The sequence below is a fragment of the Nostocoides australiense Ben110 genome (assembly GCF_001050535.1).
Classification (GTDB): Bacteria; Actinomycetota; Actinomycetes; order Actinomycetales; family Dermatophilaceae; genus Nostocoides_A; species Nostocoides_A australiense.
Map to the genome: position 1 here is coordinate 3,834,894 of NZ_HG764815.1, position 19,753 is coordinate 3,854,646.

Genomic DNA, 19,753 nt, shown 5'->3' on the forward strand with positions numbered 1-19,753 from the left:
CCCGCCGTTCCGCGCTGAGCCGAACCAGGCGCTGCCGCCGACCGTCTCACGCCATCGCCGGAAACGAACGTTTCCGCTACATCGGAGTCGAGATTCCGGTGAGGTCTGACATCGACCCGGATCGTGTAGCGGAACTCAGTGCCGAAATCTACGGTTCGGAACTTCCCGGTGGGGATGAGTTTCGCTACGCTCGACCGGTGGGGCATCTGCTGGGGTACGCGCGCGTGTCCACCGCTGATCAGGACGCGGCGTTGCAGATCGACGCCCTGAATCGGGCGGGGTGCTACCGGGTGTTCGTCGACACGATCTCCGGATCGCTGCAGCAGCGCCCCGAGCTGGACAAGCTGCTCGACCAGCTGCGTCCAGGGGACACCCTGGTGGTGTGGCGCCTGGATCGGCTGGGCCGGTCGATCCGGCACCTGATCGACCAGCTGCAGGTCCTATCCGACCGCGGCGTGGGGTTCCGGTCCCTGCAGGAGACGATCGACACGACCTCCCCAGGAGGACGGTTGGTCTTCCACGTCTTCGCCGCCCTGGCCGAGTTCGAGCGCGACCTGATCCGGGAGCGGACCAACGCCGGCCTGGAGGCCGCCCGCGCACGGGGCCGCACCGGTGGGCGCCCCTCGGCGCTGTCCGGCGACCAGGTCCGGGCGGCCCGGCGGATGTATGAGCAGAAGGACATGACGGTCGCCCAGATCGGTGAGGTGCTCGGGGTTTCCCGCACCACGATCTACCGGGCCCTGAACCGCCCACCCGCTGCGCCGGCCTCGCCGCGACGAGCCACGAGCGCCGTGTAGCAACGTGGATGCGGGCGGGCGGTGGCAGATCCTGCGGCTGCATGTCGAGGACCAGGTCCCGCTCGCCGCGCTGGCCCGGCATCACGGCCTGGGTGTGCGCACGCTGGAACGCTGGCACGCCCGCTACCGCGCAGGCGGCCTGGCCGCCCTGGACCGGACACCGCGGGCGGACGTCGGCGGGCACCGTCTGCCGGCGGAACTCGTCACGCTGATCGAAGGGCTGGGCCTGACCCGGCCCCGCCCACCAATCGCCGCGATCCACCGGACGGTGGTGAAGGTCTGCGCCGGCGCCGACTGGCCGGTCCCGTCCTACGGCGTCGTCCGCTCGATCATCACCGCCCTGGACCCCGGCATGGTCACCCTCGCCCTTGAGGGACCAGGCTCCTACCGGGACAAGTACGAGCTCGCGGTGCGCCGGGCGGCGGACCGGCCCAACGCGATGTGGCAGGCCGACCACACCCTGCTGGACATCGTGCTCGTCGGCACGGATGGCAAGCCGGCCCGGCCGTGGCTGACCGTCGTCATGGACGACTGCTCGCGCGCGATCTGCGGGTACATGGTCTTCTTCGGCGCGCCGGCCACGATGAACACCGCCTTGGCGTTACGGCAGGCGATCTGGCACAAGAGCGACCCACGGTGGCCGATGTGCGGGATCCCCGAGGTGCTCTACGTCGACCATGGGTCGGACTTCACCAGCGACCACCTGGCCCGCACCACCGTCGACCTGCACATCCGCCTAATCCACTCCGCCGTCGCCCGACCACAGGGGCGGGGCAAGGTCGAGCGGTTCTTTGGAACCGTCAACACCGAGTTGCTCACCACCCTGCCCGGACACCTCCACCACGGTGCCGGGCGCTGGCCGGCGCCGGCCCTGTCCTTGGCCGACCTGGACGGCGTGGTCGGGGCGTTCGTCCTGGACTACAACGACCGCACCCACAGCGAGCTCGGCATCTCGCCGCGGGCGGCGTGGATCGCCGACGGGTGGCTGCCACGCACCCCCGACAGCCTCCAGGCTCTGGACGGGCTGCTGCTCAGCGTGGCCCGATCCAGAACGGTGCGCCGCGACGGCGTCCACTTCCAGGGCCTGCGCTACGTCTCCCCGACCCTCGCCGGCTTCGTCGGGCGCCCCGTGGTCATCCGCTACGACCCCAGAGACATCACCGAGATCCGCGTCTTCGACCACGACCAGTTCCTGTGCGCCGCCGTCGACCAGGACCACCACGGGCGCCAGATCAGCCTCAAGGAAGTCCAGGCCGCCCGCAACGCCCGCCGCCGCGCGCTGCGCCGAGGCATCAACGAGCGGATCGCCATGGTCGGCGCCCACACAACCGACCCCCGTGCCAGGCCACTGCCGCCACGGACCCCAGCCTCGGGCCCGGTGAAGCTCAAGGTCTACAAGGAGGACCTACGGTGAGCGAACGCTTCATCGTGACCAAGGAGCACCGCCGCTTCACCGAGTTCGCCGACTCCGTCCGGCGAGGGCGCACCATCGGGCTGTGCTTCGGACCGGCCGGGGTCGGCAAGACGGTCTCCGCCCGCCGCTACGCCCACTGGGACCAAGCCCACGAGTTGGTCACCGCCTGGGGCCCACGCAGCGACGACGACGCCAAGGTCTACGCCGCCCTGGCCAAGAACCGCACCGCCCTCTACACCCCCGGGGTCCTGACCACCCCGCGGCTGCTACGCGAGGACCTGGACCGGATCATCACGCGCACCAGCATCTGCATCCAGCAGCACCTTGAAGCCCCGGGCCGCGCCCCTGTGGACCGGGGCGGCGCCCGGCGCACCACCAACTACGTCCAGCTCGTCATCGTCGACGAGTCCGAACGTCTCAGCCCCACCGCGCTCGAGCTCCTACGGGACCGCTACGACCGCGACCAGATCGCCCTGATCCTCATCGGCATGCCGGGCCTGGAGAAGCAGTTCAGCCACTACCCCCAGTTCTACAGCCGCGTCGGGTTCGCCCACCAGTACCGCCCCCTGAGCAACGACGAGCTCCTCTTCGTCCTGCAACGCCACTGGCGCACCCTCAGCAAGACTCTCAACCCCGACGACTTCACCGACGCCCAGGCCATCGCCGCGATCAGCCGCATCACCCGCGGCAACTTCCGCCTCCTGGAACGACTCTTCCCCCAGATCGAACGCGTACTGAGAATCAACGAGCTGCAGACCATCACCAACGACGTCGTCGAAGCCGCCGCGAGCACCCTCGTCATCGGGGTCGAGTGAGCCCGCCAGGAATCGGCTGCCGCAGGCCGCCACCTACCGGCGAAGGTCACAGGCGAAGGTCGCCGCCATCGCGTGCTGTTGGTCGGATTCGACGTCGGTCCCGGTGACACTCGGCGCCTGGACCAGCGCGACCAGGTCGGCGACCAGACGTTCTTCGTCCAGCGCCCTCAGCGCCCGGTGCTGCTTATCGGTCAGGGGAGCGGGCGGCATACCGCTGCAGTGTAGGGACGGTGCGGCGGGATTTCCGGGGCGCGCGGGCGGGGCAGTAGGCTGGCTCTCGCTCGCGACCCGTCGCGAGCGCGCGGGCGTAGCTCAATGGTAGAGCCTCAGTCTTCCAAACTGATTACGCGAGTTCGATTCTCGTCGCCCGCTCCACCGGGGTGTGGCGCAGCTTGGTAGCGCACTGCGTTCGGGACGCAAGAGGCCGCAGGTTCAAATCCTGTCACCCCGACCAATCTCCTTTTGGGCGCGCTCGATCGGACCGTTACGATGATCCAAGCCCTGGCTGCGGCGCGCCTGCGTGCGCGTCTGCCGAGCCACCGAACAATCCCGCCGATCCATCCTTTGGAGTGCCCGCAGTGAAGAGTGCCGCCGAGAACCTCACCCCGACCCGGGTCAAGCTGACCGTCGAGGTCCCCTACGAGGAGCTCAAGCCGAGCATCGACGCGGCCTACAAGAGCATCGGCTCCCAGATCGCGATCCCCGGCTTCCGCAAGGGGCACGTGCCCAGCCGCATCATCGACCAGCGCATGGGCAAGGGCGCGGTGCTCCAGGAGGCCGTCAACGAGGCCATGCCCGGCCTCTACGCGAAGGCGATCGAGGAGAGCGCGGTGCGCCCGATCGGCCAGCCCGAGGTGGAGATCACCGAGGTGCCGACGGAGGAGGGCCAGACCCTCAACTTCACCGCCGAGATGGACGTCATCCCCGACTTCACGCTGCCCGACCTGGACGGCATCGCCGTGACCGTCGACGACGTCGAGGTCACCGACGAGGACATCAACACCCAGCTCGATGCCCTGCGCACTCGCTTCGGCACCCTCGTGCCCGTCGAGCGCGCCGTGGGCGAGGGCGACTTCGTCTCCATCGACCTGTCGGCCACGATCGGCGAGGAGCAGATCGACGAGGTCACCGGCGTCTCGTATGAGGTCGGCTCGGGCAACATGCTGCCCGGCATGGACGAGGCCCTGCTCGGGATGACCGCCGGCGAGACCAAGACGTTCACCGCCGCGCTCGCCGGTGGCGATCGCCAGGGCGAGGACGCCGAGTGCACCGTGACCGTGCAGTCGGTCAAGGAACGTGAGCTGCCCGAACTCGACGACGACTTCGCCCAGCTCGCCTCCGAGTTCGACAGCCTCGATGAGCTCAAGGCGAATGTCAGTGAGGTGGCGCTGCGCGGCAAGAAGTTCGAGCAGGGCATCCAGGCCCGCGACAAAATCCTCGAGCACCTGCTCGAGAACGTCGAGCTCGAGGTGCCCGAGGGCGTCGTCGAGGCCGAGGTGCACGCCCACCTCGAGGGCGAAGGCCGCCTGGAGGACGACGAACACCGCGCCGAGGTCCAGGAGTCGACCCGCCGCGCGATGAAGGCCCAGTTCATCCTCGACAAGCTCGTGGAGCAAGATGACGTGGAGGTCTCGCAGGAGGAGTTCGTCGAGTACCTCATCATGCAGGCGCAGCAGTACCGCATGGACCCCAACCAGTTCGCCCAGGCCATCGACGCCAACAACCAGGTGCCGGCCATGGTGGGTGAGGTGGCCCGGCGCAAGGCGCTCGCCGGTGTCCTGGACCGGGCGAAGATCACCGACGCCTCCGGCAACGAGGTCGATCTCGACGAGCTGGCTCCCGACGAGGTCGAGGACGTCGAGACGGTCGAGGACATCGACGCAGTCGAGACGGGCGAGGAGATCGAGTCGGCCGACGCCGGCGAGGCCGCCGAGGAGCCGGCCGCGAAGGCCTGAGGTTCAGCCCGCGGGCGCGGGCCCGGTCGTGGTGCCGATGCGCAGCGCGGTCGGGAAGGGGCGTGGCCGGACGGTGCGGCCTGCCATGGCATCGGCGATCATCGATCCGAGCATGCGGCCCTTGGCGAATCCGTCCTGGACGACCGTGGTCAGCACCTGGTCGAGCCAGGGCAGATCGAGTCCGTCGACGCCGGTGACCGAAAGGTCCTCCGGCACCCGCAGCCCCACCTCCCGGGCCGCCCGGATGACCCCTGCGGCGAGCAGGTCCGACTGCGCGACGATCGCGGTCGGGCGACGGTCGGGTGGGGCGTCCAGCAGGAGTCGGGCAGCGGCCTCGCCGGCACTCACCCCGGGGTCGGGCGCTTCGACGATCCGGGCCTGCGGGGCGACGTCGAGGACGCCGTAGGCGCGTTCGCGCGCATCGGGATAGTTGGCCTGGTCGAGGTCTGCCGGGCACAGGATCCGGGCCTGCGCCGCGGCACCCATGGGCAAGGTCACATGCCCGATCCGGGAGTGGCCCAACTGCGTAACATGCCGGGCCATGGCCGCGCTCAACCCGCGCTCGTCGACCTCGACGTGGAGGATGCGCGGATCGACCGGCGCCCCGGCTCCGATCATCGGGATGCCGCGGCCGGCGAGGAAGTCGACGGCCGGATCGTCCTTCGGCGCGCACAGCGGGAAGGCGACGGCGTCGTATGCCGCGGCCGCCAACTGGGTCAGGAGCCGCTCGTCGTCGCCGGCGACCCTGGCCAGCAGCAGCAGCCCGGCGGGGATCGTGTCCAATTCGGTGGCAAGCCCGTCGAGGACAGACAGTGCGAACGGGTCGGAGAAGGCGAGGGTGAGCCGGCCTTCGACCACCACGGCCACCGTGCCGGCGCGCCCGTGGCGCAGGGAGGACGCCAACGGGTCGGGACCCGCATACGACAAGGCGGCCGCGGCGGCCCGGACCTTGTCGGCCGTCGCCGGTGAGACGGGGCCGCGGCCGCTGAAGACCAGGGAGGCGGTGGAGAGGGACACGCCCGCGTGACCCGCGACATCCTTGAGTGTCGGGCGTTTGACCCGCGGTTTGACCGGGGAGCTGGTTTGACGTGGCAGGGCCATGGCCCGATACTAGTCGAAACGATTCGACCGACACGACCCGGCCGCGTCGGCCCAGATTCCCCCGGAGGAATGCATGACCGTCCTGACCGTCGAGAGCTCCGTCGCCCGCGCCGCCCGCGGGGGCGTCTTCGGGCTGTTCGCGCTCTCCGGGGTGGCCTTTGCGGGCTGGGCGTCGCGGATCCCGGACGCCAAGTCGGCGCTCGATCTGACGGCCGGTCAACTCGGTGCCACGCTCGCCGCGATGTCGGTGGGATCGGTGGTGGCCATGCCGTCCACGGGGAAGGTCATTGCCCGGCTCGGCCTGCGACGCGTGCTCGTCGCGGCGATGGGGGCCGCATCCCTCGGGCTACTGCTGGTCGGCAGCGGCATCGACCTTGCCCACTCCAGGGCACTCGTGGTGGCGGGGCTCTTCTTCGTCGGGTTCGGCATCGGATCGTGGGACGTCGGCATGAACCTCGAAGGCACCGACGTGGAGCGCCAACTCAGCCGCGTGATCATGCCGCACTTCCACGCGGCCTTCTCGGGCGGCACCGTCGTCTCCGCTCTGATCGGTGCCGGCCTGTCCTATGCGAAGGTCAGCGTCCTCGCCCACCTGATCGGGCTGGTGCTCGTCATCGTGGTGGTCGGCGCGTGGTCACTGGGCCGGCTCCTGCCGCACGAGGCGACGGCCGCGGGCGCCGCGGCAACCGCGCAGCGTCAAGCCGGGACCAAGTCCAGGTCGGCCTGGACCGAACCGCGCACCTTGCTCATCGGACTGGTCGTCTTCGTTGCCGCCTTCACCGAGGGGACTGCCAACGACTGGCTCGCCGTCGCCTTCCACGAGGGATATGAGCTGCCGACCTGGGCGGGCGTGCTGGCCTTTGCCACCTTCTTGACCTTCATGACCATCGGCCGCCTGGTCGGCACCGCCCTGCTCGACCGGCACGGCCGGGTGCCGGTGTTGCGCGTGTGCTTCGCGCTGGCCGTCGTGGGGTCGGCACTGGTGATCTTCGGCGGACCCGCGCTCGCCTATATCGGGGCGGCTGTCTGGGGCGTGGGCGCAGCGCTCGGATTCCCCGTGGGGATGAGCGCGTCGGCGGACGATCCCGCGCGCGCCGCGGCCCGCATGTCCACCGTCGCGACGATCGGGTATGTCGCGTTCATCGGCGGGCCCCCGATGCTCGGCTTCCTCGGTGACCACGTCGGAGTCCTGCGCTCGTTGCTCGTGGTCGGCGCCGGTGCCGTGCTGGCCCTTCTCGCGCTGCCGGCGGTGCGCGAGACCGAGGCGCAGCCCGCGGACGCGGTCGACGCGGCGCCACCGCATACCGCCGTGCGCTGTGAGTGAACACCGGCCGGGTCGGGAGTGAACCGGCGATAGCGCGCGTTAGGGTCACCATGACCGATTCGCAGGAGCGCACCGCCAGGATGGAGACCAGCGTGACCAACCCCAGCGCAACTACCCCGGGTGGGCAGTTCGGGCTCGACGACCACATCTACAACCGGCTGCTCAAGGAACGCATCATCTTCCTCGGCTCCGACGTGCGCGACGACAACGCCAACGCCATCTGCGCGCAGATGCTGCTGCTCGCGGCCGAGGACCCCAAGTCCGACATCTGGCTCTACATCAACAGCCCCGGCGGGTCGGTGACCGCTGGCATGGCGATCTTCGACACGATGAACTGGATCCCCAATGACGTCGCGACCGTGGCGATGGGGATGGCCGCGTCCATGGGTCAGTTCCTTCTTTCGGCCGGCACCAAGGGCAAGCGCTACGCCACCCCGCACGCGCGGGTGATGATGCACCAGCCCTCCGGCGGCATCGGCGGCACCGCCTCCGATATCAAGATCCAGGCCGAGCAGATGCTCTTCATCAAGAAGCAGATGGCCGAGCTCATCGCCCAGCACACCGGGCAGTCCCTCGAGCAGATCGAGAAGGATTCCGACCGCGACCGTTGGTTCACCGCCGAGGAGGCCAAGGAGTACGGCTTCGTCGACCACGTCTTCACCCGGGCCGAGGACGCCGGCGCCGACGACAACCCGGTCACCGACTGAACGCGGCATACGGAGAAACGAGAACAGACATGAACACCACTGGTATGACGGCGGGCGGCCTCCACGTGCCCGGCCCGTCCAGCCGCTACATCCTCCCGCAGTTCGAGGAGCGCACCTCCTACGGGATGAAGCGCCTCGACCCCTACACCAAGCTCTTCGAGGACCGCATCATCTTCCTCGGCGTGCAGGTCGACGATGCGTCCGCGGACGACATCATCGCCCAGCTGATCGTGCTCGAGTCCCAGGACCCCGACCGCGACATCCTCATGTACATCAACAGCCCCGGTGGCTCGTTCACCGCGATGACGGCGATCTACGACACGATGCAGTACATCCGCCCGGACGTGCAGACCTTCGTGATCGGCCAGGCCGCCTCCGCCGCAGCGGTGCTGCTGTCGGCCGGTGCGCCGGGCAAGCGGTTCTCCCTGCCCAACGCGCGCGTGCTGATCCATCAGCCGGCGCTCATGGGCGGTGACTACGGCCAGGCGTCCGACCTGGAGATCCAGGCCAACGAGGTGCTGCGCATGCGCGAGTGGCTCGAGGAGACCTGGGCCAAGCACTCCGGCCGAACCGCCGAGCAGGTCCGCCGCGACATCGAGCGCGACAAGATCCTCTCGGCCGCCGAGGCCAAGGAGTACGGCCTGATCGACGAGGTCCTCGCCTCCCGCAAGGCCTCCTTCGAGGACTGATTCCCGGGGCGACACGGCGACGGTCGGCGCCGTGGTTCACCCCAGGGCCCGTGCGAGGAATGTCGTCCACATCCGGTAGGGCCGCCAGGCTTCGGCGCGGGCGGTGAACTCGTCATCGGTCATCGGTTGGGTTGCGCCGCAGAGACGTTCGAGGGCGGCGCGACTGCCAGGCTCGATCCGGGCCAGGACGTCGGCTAGTCCGAGGGCGCGATACACGATCAGGGCGCTGTAGAACGGGCCGATGCCAGGCAGCCGCTGCAGGTCCTCCCGGGCCACCTCGGGCTCCATCGCGAGCCGGCGGGTCGGCGCGAGGTCACCGGCCACAGCCGCCGCCGCGATGCCGTGCAAGCGGGGGATCGAGGCGTCGGGGAGGCTCTGGAGGTGCTCCAGCGTCATCAGTCTGCTGGGTGACGGAAAGGCATAGTGACGCTCGCCGGCCACGTCATATGCGGTGCCCAGCTGTTCCGAAACGCGTTGCCGCAGAACCCGACCCTGCGCCGCGGAACGCCGAGCACTGAGGATCGACCAGGCCGCCGCCTCATACGGTGAATGGAACTGTGGCGGACGCAGACCGTCGGCCCCGGCATACAGCGCCTTGGCGACCGGATCCCTCCGGGCCAGGTCGGCGAAGCCCGTGCCGTCGACGTGCACCGACAGGACTCGGGCGACCTGGTCGGCGACTCGCTGGGGGTCGGCGTCGGTCTGGATCGTCAGGTGGAGTTCGTCGCCGTCCTGACGGACCGCGACACCGGCGGTCTGCTCGTGCGTACCGTCGACGGTGAAGGCCAGCCGCATCACGCCGTCGAAGCCGGACTCGGCACGGTGGCCGAAGCCGACGAGCGCGCTCCGACGAAGGTTGAAGGGGCCCTGGGTGGGAATGGTCAGCACATGTCGTTCCATGACGACGACACTGCCGGCTAAAGTGCTCATCTCCTGATCACTGGTTGGGCCGCAGCGCACGTCGGAGGGCGAAACGCGGACGTGCTGGCGCGGTCTTTGGCCGGCTTCGGTGGTTCTGTCCGCGTCGAAGGACCCCCGGAAGTCCGCGCACGGCTCCTCGCCCTGACGGACGAGATCCGAGCCGCAAACTCCCATGCGGCGCCAGCGGCCACCGAGTGATCATGGTCGACATGGACGTTGTCAGGGTGAGCAAACGGCTCAGTAAGGTGCTGCGCCACCGGCCCGAGACGATCGGGATCACCCCCGATGCGAACGGATGGGTCGACATCGACGCGCTCCTGGTCGCGCTTGCCGAGCACGGGCTGTCGTTGACCAGGCAGGACTTGGACGAAGTGGTCTCGAAGAACGACAAGAAGCGTTACACCATCGATGAGTCAGGGACGAGAATTCGTGCCGCGCAGGGGCATTCGATCGAAGTGCGACTGGAGTATCCCGCCACGAGACCTCCAGCAGTGCTCTATCACGGCACTCCGCGCCGCAACATCGGGTCGATTCTCGAGCATGGGCTGGACCGGGCCGGGCGCCATGCCGTGCACCTCTCGGCGGACCTCGAGACGGCGAGCCGGGTCGGCGCCCGGCGTGGCGAGTTCGTCGTCTTCGTCATCGATGCCGCGGCGATGGCCCGCGACGGCTTCCCCTTTCACCGCTCCGACAACGGGGTGTGGTTGACGGAACGCGTGCCGGCGGCATACCTGACGGTGCGCTGAACCGGGGCCGAGCCAGGCCGGCCGTTCGCGGGCCGGCCCTCAGATGGCGGGCCGGCCCTCAGATGATGGTGCGGCCAAGTTCGGCTTTGACCTTTACCGTCCACGCGGGGCCGGGCTCGCCGGGGAAGGTGTAGACGGCCCTATCGGCTTCGGCGTCGCCCTCGTCGACGACCGTGAGCTCGACCTGGCGCGCGTGGTCGTCGATCACGGCCACGCCGTACTCCACGCCGTTGGGGTTGTCGACGACGAGCCGAGCGGTCGAGCGCAGCACCGTGGCTCGGTCTCGGTGTGCAGCGCGAGCCCCGCCTCGTTGAGATCCGGATGAGGGAGCGGACCGTCCGCCCACGGCAGCACGAGTTCGCTCTCGAGGGCGCGGGAGAGCACCAGGTAGTCGACGACCAACTGCACAGGCCGGCCCTGCGCGTCGGCACCCCAATAGACCGGATAGGCGCCGTCGCCCCACCCCGATGACGAGACGGCGCCGATCGGTGGCCGGCCGTCGAAAGCGAGCAACAGGCCGCTGTCCTGGGCGGGGTTGAGGGTGAAGTCGTCGTACGCGCGCTCCTTGTCGCGCACGCTGGCGGCGGCGTATGCCGGCAGGTCCAGCACCGCGAGGTTGCCGGCGTCGACGCCCGCGACGTGCCCGCCGTCCGGGCTCACCGCGGGATGCCAGCTGACCGGCTCACCGGGCCCGAGGATGATGCGCATCGCCGCGCACCGGTCGGAGGCGATCGCGACATCCGCGGCATACGACCCGGGCGTCACCCGCCGCTCCAGCGGCTCCAGCATCGTCGCGTCGTACCCGAAGTCGACCACCGTCAGGGGCGACGGGACCACGACAGATCATCCGACCCCCCGTCCAGTCGCAGGCTGAAAGACCCGCGGCCCGGATCACCCGCGCTCGGTGTCGTTCCGACGCGACGGCATTGGCGACCCGACCGTCGGGAGTGACAACTCGACGTAGGATCGGGCGCTTGTGAGCAGGATCGGGGAGACGGTTGCGCCGGCGCGGATGGGGCGTGACTTCCGCTGGCTGCTCGCCTCCTCCTGGGTCGGCCAGATCGGTGACGGGATCGCCCTGGCCGCCGGGCCCTTGTTGGTCGCCAGCCAGACCCGCAACGCCGTCCTCGTCGGGCTCGCCGCTGCCCTGCAGCGGGTCCCGACCCTGCTCTTCGGTCTCGTCGCCGGCGCGGTCGCCGATCGGCATGACCGCAAGCGCCTGGTCGTGCTCAGCAACGCCGCCCGGATGGCCGTGCTCGGCGTTCTCGTCGCGACGCTCGCGACAGGGCACGTCAATATCGCCGTGGTCCTCGCCGCGATGTTCGCCCTGGGGTGCGCCGAGATCTTCGCCGACACCGCGTTCGGGACGATCATGCCGATGCTCGTCGCCAAGGAGGATCTCGGGCTCGGCCAGTCCCGGCTCATGGCCGGCTTCCTGACCGGCAATCAGCTGGTCGGGCCGCCCGTGGGAGCCTTCCTCTTCGCCGCGGGGATGGCGTGGCCGTTCGTCGTCCAGATCGTCACCTTGCTTCTCGGCCTGCTCCTCATCGTGCGCATCGCGACGACGACGCACGCGCGTCCCGATCGCGAACCGACCCACGTCCGCCGCGATATCGCCGACGGGGTGCGCTGGCTGTTGGGCAACGCTCCCGTGCGCACGCTCGCCCTGGTCATCCTGGTCTTCAATATCACCTGGGGCGCGGCGTGGTCGGTGCTCGTGCTCTACTCCCTCGACCACCTCCACATGGGCGAGGTGGGCTTCGGGCTGCTCACCACGGCCGCCGCGGCCGGCGGGATCGCCGGCACCACGTCATACGGGTGGCTCGAGAGGCACTTCGCCCTCGCCGCCCTGATGCGTGCGTGCCTGCTGTTGGAGGTGGCCACCCACCTCGCCCTCGCCATGACGACCTCGGGGACGGTCGCGATGGGGATCATGGTCGTGTTCGGGACGTATGCGTTCGTTTGGGGGACCTTGTCCAACGCCGTCCGGCAGCGGGCCACCCCGACCGAGTTCCAGGGCCGCGTGTCGAGCGTCTACCTCGTCGGTGTCTTCGGCGGGCTCGTGGTGGGGCAACTCCTCGGCGGGGTGATCGCGCAACGGTGGGGCCTGACCGCGCCGTTCTGGTTCGCCGGCGTCGGATCCGGCCTGACGCTGCTCGTCGTATGGCGCGAACTCGCACACATCGCGCACGCGGACTCTGCGTCCGATTAGGGAAGCTGCAGCTCGACGCCGAGCCACTCGGCGAGCCCCGCCAGTTCGCGCCGTATGCCGTCACGCGCCGCACCCGGCCAGGGCGCGTCCTCGTGGATCGCGTTGACTCGCAACACTCCTCGCGTCCGGTCGGTCTGCGCGTCGACCTTGCCGATGAGGCGGTCGCCATGCAGGACCGGCATCGCCCAGTAGCCCCAGCGCCGCTTCGCGGCGGGCTTGTACATCTCGAGCTGGTAGTCGAAGCCGAACAGCTCCAGCGTGCGCTTGCGGTCGAACACGAGCCGGTCGAGCGGGGAGAGGAGAGCCGTGCGGCCGCCGAACGACTGACCGAGTTGGCCGGGGTCGACCCGCCAGGTGCCCTTGACGCCCTCGATGACCGCCGGCTCCCCGGCGGCCCCGGCGCTGCTGACATCCTCGAAGACCTCGGGCACCGTCGCCCGCGCCACGCCGAGCGCGGTCAGCCGGCGCTCGTCCCGGATCCGCAGCGCTTCATCGAGCGGCACTGTGGGCGAGTCGGGGTAGACCCGCTCGGCGAGATCCCATTCCCGGCCGTCGGGCCCGCGGCCGGCGACGGCCACCTCGCCTCGCCGGGCCATCATCTCGAGCAGACGCATGACGTTCTTGTCGTTGGTCCAGCCGGAGGACCTCCACGGCACCAGAGTTACGTCGGGCAGCGCGCGGGCGGGCAGCGGGCCCTCGACCTCCAACTCGTGGAGGATCGCTCGGCGGCCTTCATCGTTGACGGCGACCCACTCGGCGAGATCCTGCTGCCAGGGCCGCTCGCCACCCGGCCAGGCAGCCATCTCCGCGCGATAGAGCGCAATGTCCTCGCCCGGCCGCAGCATCCCGCCGATCTCGATGAGCGAACCGTCAGCGAGACACCGATCAACCTCTGCCACATCGAACTGCGCGCCGAGCCGGCTCCAGAGCACAAGCTCGTGGCTCGGTGCCACGTGCCGGCAGTTGTCGACCTGGGCCGCGGCCAGGTGCCGCACGACCTCCAGCAGGGACGTCGGCCGCGACCGGGCCAGCAACTGGGCCCGGACGACGATGCGGCGCGCCTGGACGGCGGTCAGGCGATGCGGCTCGAGCGCCATGTCACCCGCCCGAGGTGAGCGCGGCATAGGCGATGTCGACGATATCGTCGCGGGCAACCGCCTCCTCCACACTCTCGTCGAACTCGACCCCGCCGCCGGGCATCGACCACAGTCCCTCGGCACGCCCTTCGCCGTTCCACCACGTCAACAGGATCCGGTCGTCTGCGTCGACGAGCACGGCGTAGGCCGCGACCCGGGTGTCGTATTGGGTGTAGTGCACGGCAGTTCACTGCGCGATGAGCGGAGCGAGGGTCTGGCCGAGCAGGGCGACGCGGCCGGGGACGTGTCCGTTGGCCGGCATATTGACCGTCACCCCGTCCACGCCGGTGTCGAGGATCTTCGCGTATGCCGCGGCCACCTCATCGGGGCCGCCCACGATGGCGCTGCCACGCCGCATACCCAACTCGGGGGTGCGGGCGACGGCCGCCTCGAAGTCCGCCTCGGCCTCCTCGCGCGTGGGGGCGACGACGCATGAGGTCTGATAGGTCATGGTGATCTCGGCACGATCCCTGCCAAGGCGATCGCAGTGTCCGGCAAGGGCTTCCAGCTTGCGTGGAATATCCTCGACAGGACAGATGATGTTGGACTCGTCGGCATACTGGGCCACCATGCGGAGCGTCTTCTTCTCGCCGCCGCCGCCGATCATCACCGGGATGCGTCCGACGGGGCCGGGGGAGTTGATGGCGTCCGTGACCTGATACCACCTGCCGTCGAGGGTCGGCCGCTCGCCGCGCAACATCGGGAGGATGATCTGCAGGGCCTCCTCGAGCTTCTGGAAGCGATCGGTGAAGGTGCCGAACTCGTAGCCGAGGGCGTCGTGCTCGAGCTCGAACCAGCCCGCGCCGATCCCGAGCTGCGCCCGGCCGTGCGAGACGACGTCGAGCGCTGTCACGATCTTGGCGAGCAGGGCGGGGTTGCGGTAGGTGTTGCCGGTCACGAGCGCGGACAGGCGAACCGTCTCGGTGTGCTGGGCGAGGGCCGAGAGGAGGGTGTAGCACTCGAGCATCTCATTGGCCGGCGACCCGAGCATCGGCAGTTGATAGAAGTGGTCCATCACCAGGACCGTGTCGAAGCCGCTCGCCTGGGCCTCCTTGGCCTGCGCGACGATGACATCGAAGAGGCCGCCGCTGTCGACGCCCGGGTAGGTGAAGTTCGGGATCTGATAGCCGAGGCGCGTCATGCCACCAACGTACGCGGCTCACCCAAACGCCGCGCCCGGATTCGGCTGTGAGCGGAACCGGGCGCCACGGGTACGACATGTCCGGTTCAATGGTCGTGTCGGGCCCCGACGGCAGGTAGCGTCGGGCCCGGAGGCGATCGACCCGCGGGTTTCGCCGGACGGCAGCGCAGGAAGGGACGAGGCAGACACATGGCACGCGTTGGTGAGAGCAGCGACCTGTTGAAATGCTCGTTCTGCGGCAAGAGCCAAAAACAGGTCAAGAAGCTGATCGCCGGCCCGGGTGTCTACATCTGCGACGAATGCATCGACCTGTGCAACGAGATCATCGAAGAGGAGTTGGCCGAGTCGACCGATCTCGGCTTCGACGAACTGCCCAAGCCCCGCGAGATCTTCGACTTCCTGCAGACCTACATCATCGGCCAGGAGCCGGCCAAGAAAGCCCTGGCCGTCGCCGTCTACAACCACTACAAGCGCATCCAGGCGGGCGAGGCCGCCAACAAGCGCGACGCGAACCACGTCGAGATCGCCAAGTCCAACATCCTGCTCATCGGGCCGACCGGCTGCGGCAAGACCTATCTCGCCCAGACCCTCGCCAAGATGCTCAACGTCCCGTTCGCCATCGCCGACGCGACCGCGCTGACCGAGGCCGGCTATGTCGGCGAGGACGTCGAGAACATCCTCCTCAAGCTGATCCAGGCTGCTGACTACGACGTCAAGAAGGCCGAGACGGGCATCATCTACATCGACGAGATCGACAAGATCGCCCGCAAGAGCGAGAACCCGTCGATCACCCGCGACGTCTCCGGTGAGGGGGTCCAGCAGGCGCTGCTGAAGATCCTCGAAGGCACGACCGCCAGCGTGCCGCCGCAGGGCGGGCGCAAGCACCCGCACCAGGAATTCATCCAGATCGACACGACCAATGTGCTCTTCATCGTCGGCGGAGCCTTCGCCGGCCTGGAGAAGCTCATCGAGTCCCGCAACGGCAAGAAGGGCCTCGGGTTCGGCTCCGAGCTGCACACGCCCAAGGATCTCGCCGAGTCGATCGTCGACGTCATGCCCGAGGACCTGATGAAGTTCGGGCTCATCCCCGAGTTCATCGGCCGCCTGCCCGTCATCACAACCGTCAGCCCGCTCGACGGTGACGCTCTCGTGCGCATCCTGTCCGAGCCGAAGAACGCCTTGGTCAAGCAGTACGCCAAGATGTTCGAACTCGACGGGGTCGAGTTGGAGTTCACCTCCGAGGCGTTGACCGCCATCGCCGAGCAGGCGCTCAAGCGCGGCACGGGCGCCCGTGGGCTGCGCGCCATCATGGAGGAAGTCCTCATGCCGGTGATGTTCGACGTGCCGAGCGATGACGACATCGCCCGCGTCGTCGTCACCGAGGAGACCGTGCTCGGCAACGTCCTGCCGACCATCGTCCGGCAGGAGCACGAGCCCCCGACCCGCAAGCGCAGCCCGCGCAAGCGCTCTGCCTGACCAGGCCCCACCCCGCGGTTGGCAGGGCCTCCCCGACCCGCAAGGATGGGGCCATGACGGCGCCCTTCCGGCTGCATGCTGGCGACAGCGCACCGAGCCAGCAGAGTCCCACGACGTGTGGCGCCGCCTGCCTGACCGTCGCTCGCATGCTCATCGACCCGCTGTTCGCTCGCTGGATCCTCACCGGTGACGGGCCGCGTCGCGGCGTCCCCGACGCCCCGACGCTGGGGGAGCGCTTCGCCGCCTACGAGCGGATCGTGCACCGCCGGACCAACGGGCTCTATGCCGGGGCCGGCCGGCTCAACCTGCCCTGGCCGCGCCGCCTGGGCACCCCGCCGTGGGGCGCGAAGAAGGAACTCGAATTCGGTGCTGCCCGCCGCGACACCGACTACACCGTCGAGATGCTGCGCCACCACAGCCCCGCCGAGTTGGGCGAGCACTTCGACCGCTTACTCGCCATCGTCGCCGACGGCGAGCCGGCCCTGCTGTATGTCGGGACCCACCTCGTCCCGCGCCACGTCCTGCTCATCCTTCCGGACAACGGCGACGGCAATCTGGAGGTGTACGACCCCGCTCGCGGGACGGTCACCGAACTGACCCGGCACGCGTTCACCAGCCGAGCCGTGGACCTGGCCGGCTGGGATGTGCCGTGGTTCAGCGTCGAACCGGTCGGGATCGTGCGCGAACGCGCCTACGAGTGGGCCCCCGGCGCCGTCCCCGCCTGAGCGAGTTAGTCAGCCGGTAGCGAAAACCCTTTGATAGTGCGCCAGTTCGCGGGTCATCGCATCCTCGATGGTCGTCGCGGCGCGGAAGCCGTGGCCTTCGCCGGGGTAGATGACCAGCTCGACGTCGCGGCCGGCCGCGCGCATTGCGTCGGCCATCTGCTGGGTCTGGGCGAGGGGGACGACCATGTCGTCCGTGCCGTGCAGCAGCAGCAGCTCGCCGTGAATCTCGTCGACATGGTTGATCGGGGAGCGGTCGGCATAGACGTCCGCCGCTTCCGGCCACGGTCCCACCAGTCCGAGCGTGTAGCGGGATTCGAACTTGTGGTCGTCGTTGAGCAACACCTTCAAATCGCTGATGCCGAAATAGCTTGTGCCGGCGGCGAATACGTCGCCGGACGTCAGCGCGCGCAGCGTGCTGTAGCCGCCGGCGCTGCCGCCCCGGATCGCCAGGCGCGCGCTGTCGGCCCGGCCCTGCGCAGCCATGGCGGCCGCGCCGGTGACGCAATCGTCGATGTCGACGACGCCCCACTGTCCACGCAACCGCTCACGGTAATCTCGCCCGTGCCCGGTGGAGCCGCCGTGGTTGACGTCGAGGATCGCGAAGCCGCGCGTCGTCCAGTACTGCAGCCCGGTCTGATACGACGGAAGCGCGGCGCTGGTCGGCCCGCCATGAACGAACACCAGAAGCGGCGGGAGATCGCCGTCGGGGCCGGTGTGGCCGGCGTTGACCGGCGGATAGAAATTGCCGTATGCCGTCAGGCCGGCGCTGTTGGTCCAACTCACCTCCTCCGCCCGGGAGACGTATCCCGGGTCGGGCACGTCCGGTGACGAGGTGGCCAGCACGGTCACGTCGCCGGTGCCCGTCTCGACGGACACGACCTCGGGGAGCCGGTCGGCGAGCCCGCGTTTGAGGGCGACGCGATCGCCTGTGGCACAGATGGTCTCGGTGTGCGTCGATGGGACGCCAAGAGGCGTGAGCGCGCCCGTGTCGTCGACCAGGGTCAGGCCGTGCGCGCCGTCCCGGATGACGGCCCGGCCATCATCGATGAAGGCGATGTCCCGCATTCCGAGCATCCACTGCGGACTCGCCAGGTCGGCCTCGACGCCCAGCACCTGGCGCGTCCGGCCGGCGTCGACGATCCACGGCGTCCACCAGTTCGTCTCGTCGCTGAAGAACCACAGCCGCCCGGCGGGGTCGTAGGCCGGCTGGCTGACCGAGACTCCCGGGCCTCCGGCGATCACGGTGGCGTCGCTCGCCCCCGCGCCGGTCAGACTCGCCTCGTGCAAGGTCGTGCTGTCCCATGGCATGTTCGGGTGATCCCACGACACCCATGCCACCCGGGTTCCGTCGGGAGACACCGCCGGCCGGGACACGAAGTCACTCCCCGTGGCCAGGACGGTTCCGAAGTCGGCGTTGTCGCCGTGCGGGTCGAGACGGACCAGTTCGTTCACCGGCTCGCCGCCGGCCCGGTGGTCCTCACGGACGGCATACAGCCAATCCCCGTGCAGGACAAGGCCACCGAAGCGAACCTCGCCCTCGGGGGTGATCGCGACCGGTTCGAGGGCACCCGCGTCCAGACGTCGCAGCCGGCCGTCGCCGAAGTGGCTGAAGACCACGATGCCGGACTGCACGGCATACGCCCCGCCGCCGTATTCGTGCACGCGGGAGCGGACGTTCCACGGTGCCGGCGTGACCTCGACTCGCTCGCCGGCGGCGCCGGCGTGGCGCATCAGGACGGTGCGGCCCTCCTCCCAGGGCCGGCCCTCGAGCCAGTAGGTGTCCGCGCCGTCGACGGCAACGTCGTCGAGGCGGGCTTGCGCCGCGGTCAGCGAGGCGGGAGTGATCGGTGAGGGCCAGGTGCCGTACGGGAGGACTGTCACCCGACGAAGCCTAGGGAAGCGCTGATCTTTAGGACTGTGCGGCCTGTTGGCTGGCTCGGCCGGGCGGGTCGGGAAATGATGGGGTCGTGGACAGTGAGCAGCTCTCCTTCACCGACGTCGAGTACGGCAACCGGCGGCGGGTTTCGCGCCGGGAGAAGTTCTTGGAGCAGATGGACGCCACGATCCCGTGGGGTCGGTGGGTGGGGTTGATCGAGCCCCACTACTTCCAGGACAGGCCTGGTAAGCGGGGCCGTAAGGCCACGCCGATCGGCACGATGCTGAGGATGTATCTGCTGCAGGTGTGGTTCAACCTCTCCGATGAGGGCGTGGAGGAGGCGATCTACGACTCCTATGCGATGCGGAAGTTCATGGGCCTGGATTTCGCTGTCGAGCAGGTCCCCGATGCGACCACCCTGCTCCACTTCCGCCACCTGTTGGAGGAGCACCACCTGGGGGAGAAGTTGTTTGCGGCGCAGAACGAGGTCTTCGAGGAGCGGGGGTGGATCATGCGGGGCGGTTCGATTGTGGATGCCACGATCATCGCCGCGCCATCCTCGACGAAGAACGCCACCGGTACCCGGGATCCGGAGATGCACCAGACCAAGAAGGGCAACCAGTGGTACTTCGGCATGAAGGCCCACATCGGCGCCGACGCGGGCACCGGGTACGTCCACTCGGTCACCGCGACCGCCGCGAACGTGCACGACCTGGAC

Annotated in this window: 22 protein-coding genes and 2 tRNA genes; 15 read left to right on the forward strand and 9 right to left on the reverse strand. The window is 69.2% G+C overall.

What is annotated here, in order from left to right; genetic code table 11:
- The first annotated feature begins 197 nt into the window (after positions 1 to 197).
- The 3 genes from BN11_RS18840 to BN11_RS18850 are packed head-to-tail and all read left to right on the forward strand — an operon-like array spanning position 198 to position 3,026.
- Complete coding sequence (locus tag BN11_RS18840) at positions 198 to 797, forward strand: recombinase family protein (RefSeq protein WP_048699889.1); 600 nt, start codon at positions 198 to 200, stop codon at positions 795 to 797.
- A gap of 4 nt (positions 798 to 801) precedes the next feature.
- Positions 802 to 2,211 carry a Mu transposase C-terminal domain-containing protein gene (locus BN11_RS18845; protein ID WP_013882286.1) on the forward strand — a complete coding sequence of 470 codons (1,410 nt, stop codon included), beginning with the start codon at positions 802 to 804 and terminating at the stop codon, positions 2,209 to 2,211.
- Positions 2,208 to 3,026, forward strand: a complete 819-nt coding sequence (locus tag BN11_RS18850; protein WP_013882285.1) for an AAA family ATPase — start codon at positions 2,208 to 2,210, stop codon at positions 3,024 to 3,026. Before BN11_RS18845 ends, BN11_RS18850 begins: the two co-directional genes overlap by 4 nt.
- A gap of 33 nt (positions 3,027 to 3,059) precedes the next feature.
- Here BN11_RS18850 and BN11_RS23130 read toward each other — a convergent pair whose 3' ends face one another.
- On the reverse strand, positions 3,060 to 3,236 hold the full coding sequence (locus BN11_RS23130; RefSeq protein ID WP_157044280.1) for a hypothetical protein: 177 nt from the start codon (positions 3,234 to 3,236) through the stop codon (positions 3,060 to 3,062).
- A 91-nt stretch (positions 3,237 to 3,327) separates the two neighbouring features.
- Here BN11_RS23130 and BN11_RS18855 point away from each other — a divergent pair.
- The 3 genes from BN11_RS18855 (at position 3,328) to tig (ending at position 4,981) form a co-directional block, all read left to right on the forward strand.
- Positions 3,328 to 3,401, forward strand: a tRNA-Gly gene (locus tag BN11_RS18855).
- A gap of 1 nt (position 3,402) precedes the next feature.
- A tRNA-Pro gene (locus tag BN11_RS18860) sits at positions 3,403 to 3,480 on the forward strand.
- A 124-nt stretch (positions 3,481 to 3,604) separates the two neighbouring features.
- Entirely contained in the window at positions 3,605 to 4,981 is a 1,377-nt protein-coding gene (gene tig / locus BN11_RS18865) for a trigger factor (protein ID WP_048699892.1), read from the forward strand.
- 3 nt (positions 4,982 to 4,984) lie between these two features.
- On the opposite strand, the gene BN11_RS18870 is transcribed toward tig, so the two are convergent.
- Positions 4,985 to 6,082: a LacI family DNA-binding transcriptional regulator gene (locus BN11_RS18870; RefSeq protein ID WP_048699894.1), complete on the reverse strand. Its 1,098-nt coding sequence runs from the start codon at positions 6,080 to 6,082 to the stop codon at positions 4,985 to 4,987.
- A gap of 73 nt (positions 6,083 to 6,155) precedes the next feature.
- Here BN11_RS18870 and BN11_RS18875 point away from each other — a divergent pair, with 73 nt between their 5' ends.
- From BN11_RS18875 to BN11_RS18885, 3 genes are all read left to right on the forward strand, one after another.
- Entirely contained in the window at positions 6,156 to 7,406 is a 1,251-nt protein-coding gene (locus BN11_RS18875) for an MFS transporter (RefSeq protein WP_048699896.1), read from the forward strand.
- 80 nt (positions 7,407 to 7,486) lie between these two features.
- Positions 7,487 to 8,113 carry an ATP-dependent Clp protease proteolytic subunit gene (locus BN11_RS18880; RefSeq protein ID WP_048699898.1) on the forward strand — a complete coding sequence of 209 codons (627 nt, stop codon included), beginning with the start codon at positions 7,487 to 7,489 and terminating at the stop codon, positions 8,111 to 8,113.
- A 29-nt stretch (positions 8,114 to 8,142) separates the two neighbouring features.
- Positions 8,143 to 8,802: an ATP-dependent Clp protease proteolytic subunit gene (locus tag BN11_RS18885; protein ID WP_048699901.1), complete on the forward strand. Its 660-nt coding sequence runs from the start codon at positions 8,143 to 8,145 to the stop codon at positions 8,800 to 8,802.
- Positions 8,803 to 8,838: 36 nt separating this feature from the next.
- Here BN11_RS18885 and BN11_RS18890 read toward each other — a convergent pair whose 3' ends face one another.
- Positions 8,839 to 9,732: a DNA-3-methyladenine glycosylase family protein gene (locus BN11_RS18890; protein ID WP_157044281.1), complete on the reverse strand. Its 894-nt coding sequence runs from the start codon at positions 9,730 to 9,732 to the stop codon at positions 8,839 to 8,841.
- A gap of 6 nt (positions 9,733 to 9,738) precedes the next feature.
- Between BN11_RS18890 and BN11_RS26360 the strand changes: the two genes are divergently transcribed.
- Positions 9,739 to 9,921 carry a WCX domain-containing protein gene (locus BN11_RS26360; RefSeq protein ID WP_456152342.1) on the forward strand — a complete coding sequence of 61 codons (183 nt, stop codon included), beginning with the start codon at positions 9,739 to 9,741 and terminating at the stop codon, positions 9,919 to 9,921.
- Between the two features lie 11 nt (positions 9,922 to 9,932).
- Positions 9,933 to 10,469: an RNA 2'-phosphotransferase gene (locus BN11_RS18895; protein ID WP_235435550.1), complete on the forward strand. Its 537-nt coding sequence runs from the start codon at positions 9,933 to 9,935 to the stop codon at positions 10,467 to 10,469.
- 58 nt (positions 10,470 to 10,527) lie between these two features.
- On the opposite strand, the gene BN11_RS23135 is transcribed toward BN11_RS18895, so the two are convergent.
- A complete protein-coding gene (locus BN11_RS23135; protein WP_157044282.1) occupies positions 10,528 to 10,683 on the reverse strand; it encodes a hypothetical protein in 156 nt (51 codons plus the stop codon).
- The gene (locus tag BN11_RS18900; RefSeq protein ID WP_048699907.1) at positions 10,674 to 11,306 is read right to left on the reverse strand and encodes a DUF4241 domain-containing protein; all 633 of its coding nucleotides are present in this window, start codon (positions 11,304 to 11,306) and stop codon (positions 10,674 to 10,676) included. Before BN11_RS18900 ends, BN11_RS23135 begins: the two co-directional genes overlap by 10 nt.
- A gap of 139 nt (positions 11,307 to 11,445) precedes the next feature.
- Here BN11_RS18900 and BN11_RS18905 point away from each other — a divergent pair, with 139 nt between their 5' ends.
- Positions 11,446 to 12,681: an MFS transporter gene (locus BN11_RS18905; RefSeq protein WP_235435551.1), complete on the forward strand. Its 1,236-nt coding sequence runs from the start codon at positions 11,446 to 11,448 to the stop codon at positions 12,679 to 12,681.
- On the opposite strand, the gene BN11_RS18910 is transcribed toward BN11_RS18905, so the two are convergent.
- The 3 genes from BN11_RS18910 to BN11_RS18920 are packed head-to-tail and all read right to left on the reverse strand — an operon-like array spanning position 12,678 to position 14,958.
- Positions 12,678 to 13,805 carry a DNA glycosylase AlkZ-like family protein gene (locus BN11_RS18910; RefSeq protein ID WP_235435552.1) on the reverse strand — a complete coding sequence of 376 codons (1,128 nt, stop codon included), beginning with the start codon at positions 13,803 to 13,805 and terminating at the stop codon, positions 12,678 to 12,680. The genes BN11_RS18905 and BN11_RS18910 overlap by 4 nt on opposite strands.
- Positions 13,780 to 13,998, reverse strand: coding sequence for an NUDIX hydrolase (locus BN11_RS18915; protein WP_053084189.1), 219 nt, complete (start codon positions 13,996 to 13,998; stop codon positions 13,780 to 13,782). Before BN11_RS18915 ends, BN11_RS18910 begins: the two co-directional genes overlap by 26 nt.
- 6 nt (positions 13,999 to 14,004) lie before the next feature.
- Complete coding sequence (locus BN11_RS18920; RefSeq protein WP_048699914.1) at positions 14,005 to 14,958, reverse strand: LLM class F420-dependent oxidoreductase; 954 nt, start codon at positions 14,956 to 14,958, stop codon at positions 14,005 to 14,007.
- A gap of 189 nt (positions 14,959 to 15,147) precedes the next feature.
- On the opposite strand from BN11_RS18920, the gene clpX reads away from it, so the two are divergent.
- Both clpX and BN11_RS18930 read left to right on the forward strand, forming a co-directional pair.
- Entirely contained in the window at positions 15,148 to 16,434 is a 1,287-nt protein-coding gene (gene clpX, locus BN11_RS18925) for an ATP-dependent Clp protease ATP-binding subunit ClpX (protein WP_048699916.1), read from the forward strand.
- Positions 16,435 to 16,487: 53 nt separating this feature from the next.
- On the forward strand, positions 16,488 to 17,159 hold the full coding sequence (locus tag BN11_RS18930) for a hypothetical protein (RefSeq protein WP_048699918.1): 672 nt from the start codon (positions 16,488 to 16,490) through the stop codon (positions 17,157 to 17,159).
- 9 nt (positions 17,160 to 17,168) lie between these two features.
- Here BN11_RS18930 and BN11_RS18935 read toward each other — a convergent pair whose 3' ends face one another.
- On the reverse strand, positions 17,169 to 19,040 hold the full coding sequence (locus BN11_RS18935) for a S9 family peptidase (RefSeq protein ID WP_048699920.1): 1,872 nt from the start codon (positions 19,038 to 19,040) through the stop codon (positions 17,169 to 17,171).
- Positions 19,041 to 19,126: 86 nt separating this feature from the next.
- Here BN11_RS18935 and BN11_RS24375 point away from each other — a divergent pair.
- On the forward strand, positions 19,127 to 19,753 hold a 627-nt coding region (locus BN11_RS24375), incomplete at its 3' end, for an IS5 family transposase (RefSeq protein WP_048700911.1).

Bases quoted from the DNA above. Each gene is read 5' to 3' on its own strand.
- BN11_RS23130 (WP_157044280.1), bottom strand. From the start codon at position 3,236: ATGCCGCCCGCTCCCCTGACCGATAAGCAGCACCGGGCGCTGAGGGCG.
- BN11_RS18870 (WP_048699894.1), bottom strand. From the start codon at position 6,082: ATGGCCCTGCCACGTCAAACCAGCTCCCCGGTCAAACCGCGGGTCAAA.
- BN11_RS18875 (WP_048699896.1), top strand. From the start codon at position 6,156: ATGACCGTCCTGACCGTCGAGAGCTCCGTCGCCCGCGCCGCCCGCGGG.
- BN11_RS18880 (WP_048699898.1), top strand. From the start codon at position 7,487: ATGGAGACCAGCGTGACCAACCCCAGCGCAACTACCCCGGGTGGGCAG.
- BN11_RS18885 (WP_048699901.1), top strand. From the start codon at position 8,143: ATGAACACCACTGGTATGACGGCGGGCGGCCTCCACGTGCCCGGCCCG.
- BN11_RS18890 (WP_157044281.1), bottom strand. From the start codon at position 9,732: ATGAGCACTTTAGCCGGCAGTGTCGTCGTCATGGAACGACATGTGCTG.
- BN11_RS18895 (WP_235435550.1), top strand. From the start codon at position 9,933: ATGGACGTTGTCAGGGTGAGCAAACGGCTCAGTAAGGTGCTGCGCCAC.
- BN11_RS18910 (WP_235435552.1), bottom strand. From the start codon at position 13,805: ATGCCGCGCTCACCTCGGGCGGGTGACATGGCGCTCGAGCCGCATCGC.
- BN11_RS18920 (WP_048699914.1), bottom strand. From the start codon at position 14,958: ATGACGCGCCTCGGCTATCAGATCCCGAACTTCACCTACCCGGGCGTC.
- clpX (WP_048699916.1), top strand. From the start codon at position 15,148: ATGGCACGCGTTGGTGAGAGCAGCGACCTGTTGAAATGCTCGTTCTGC.
- BN11_RS18930 (WP_048699918.1), top strand. From the start codon at position 16,488: ATGACGGCGCCCTTCCGGCTGCATGCTGGCGACAGCGCACCGAGCCAG.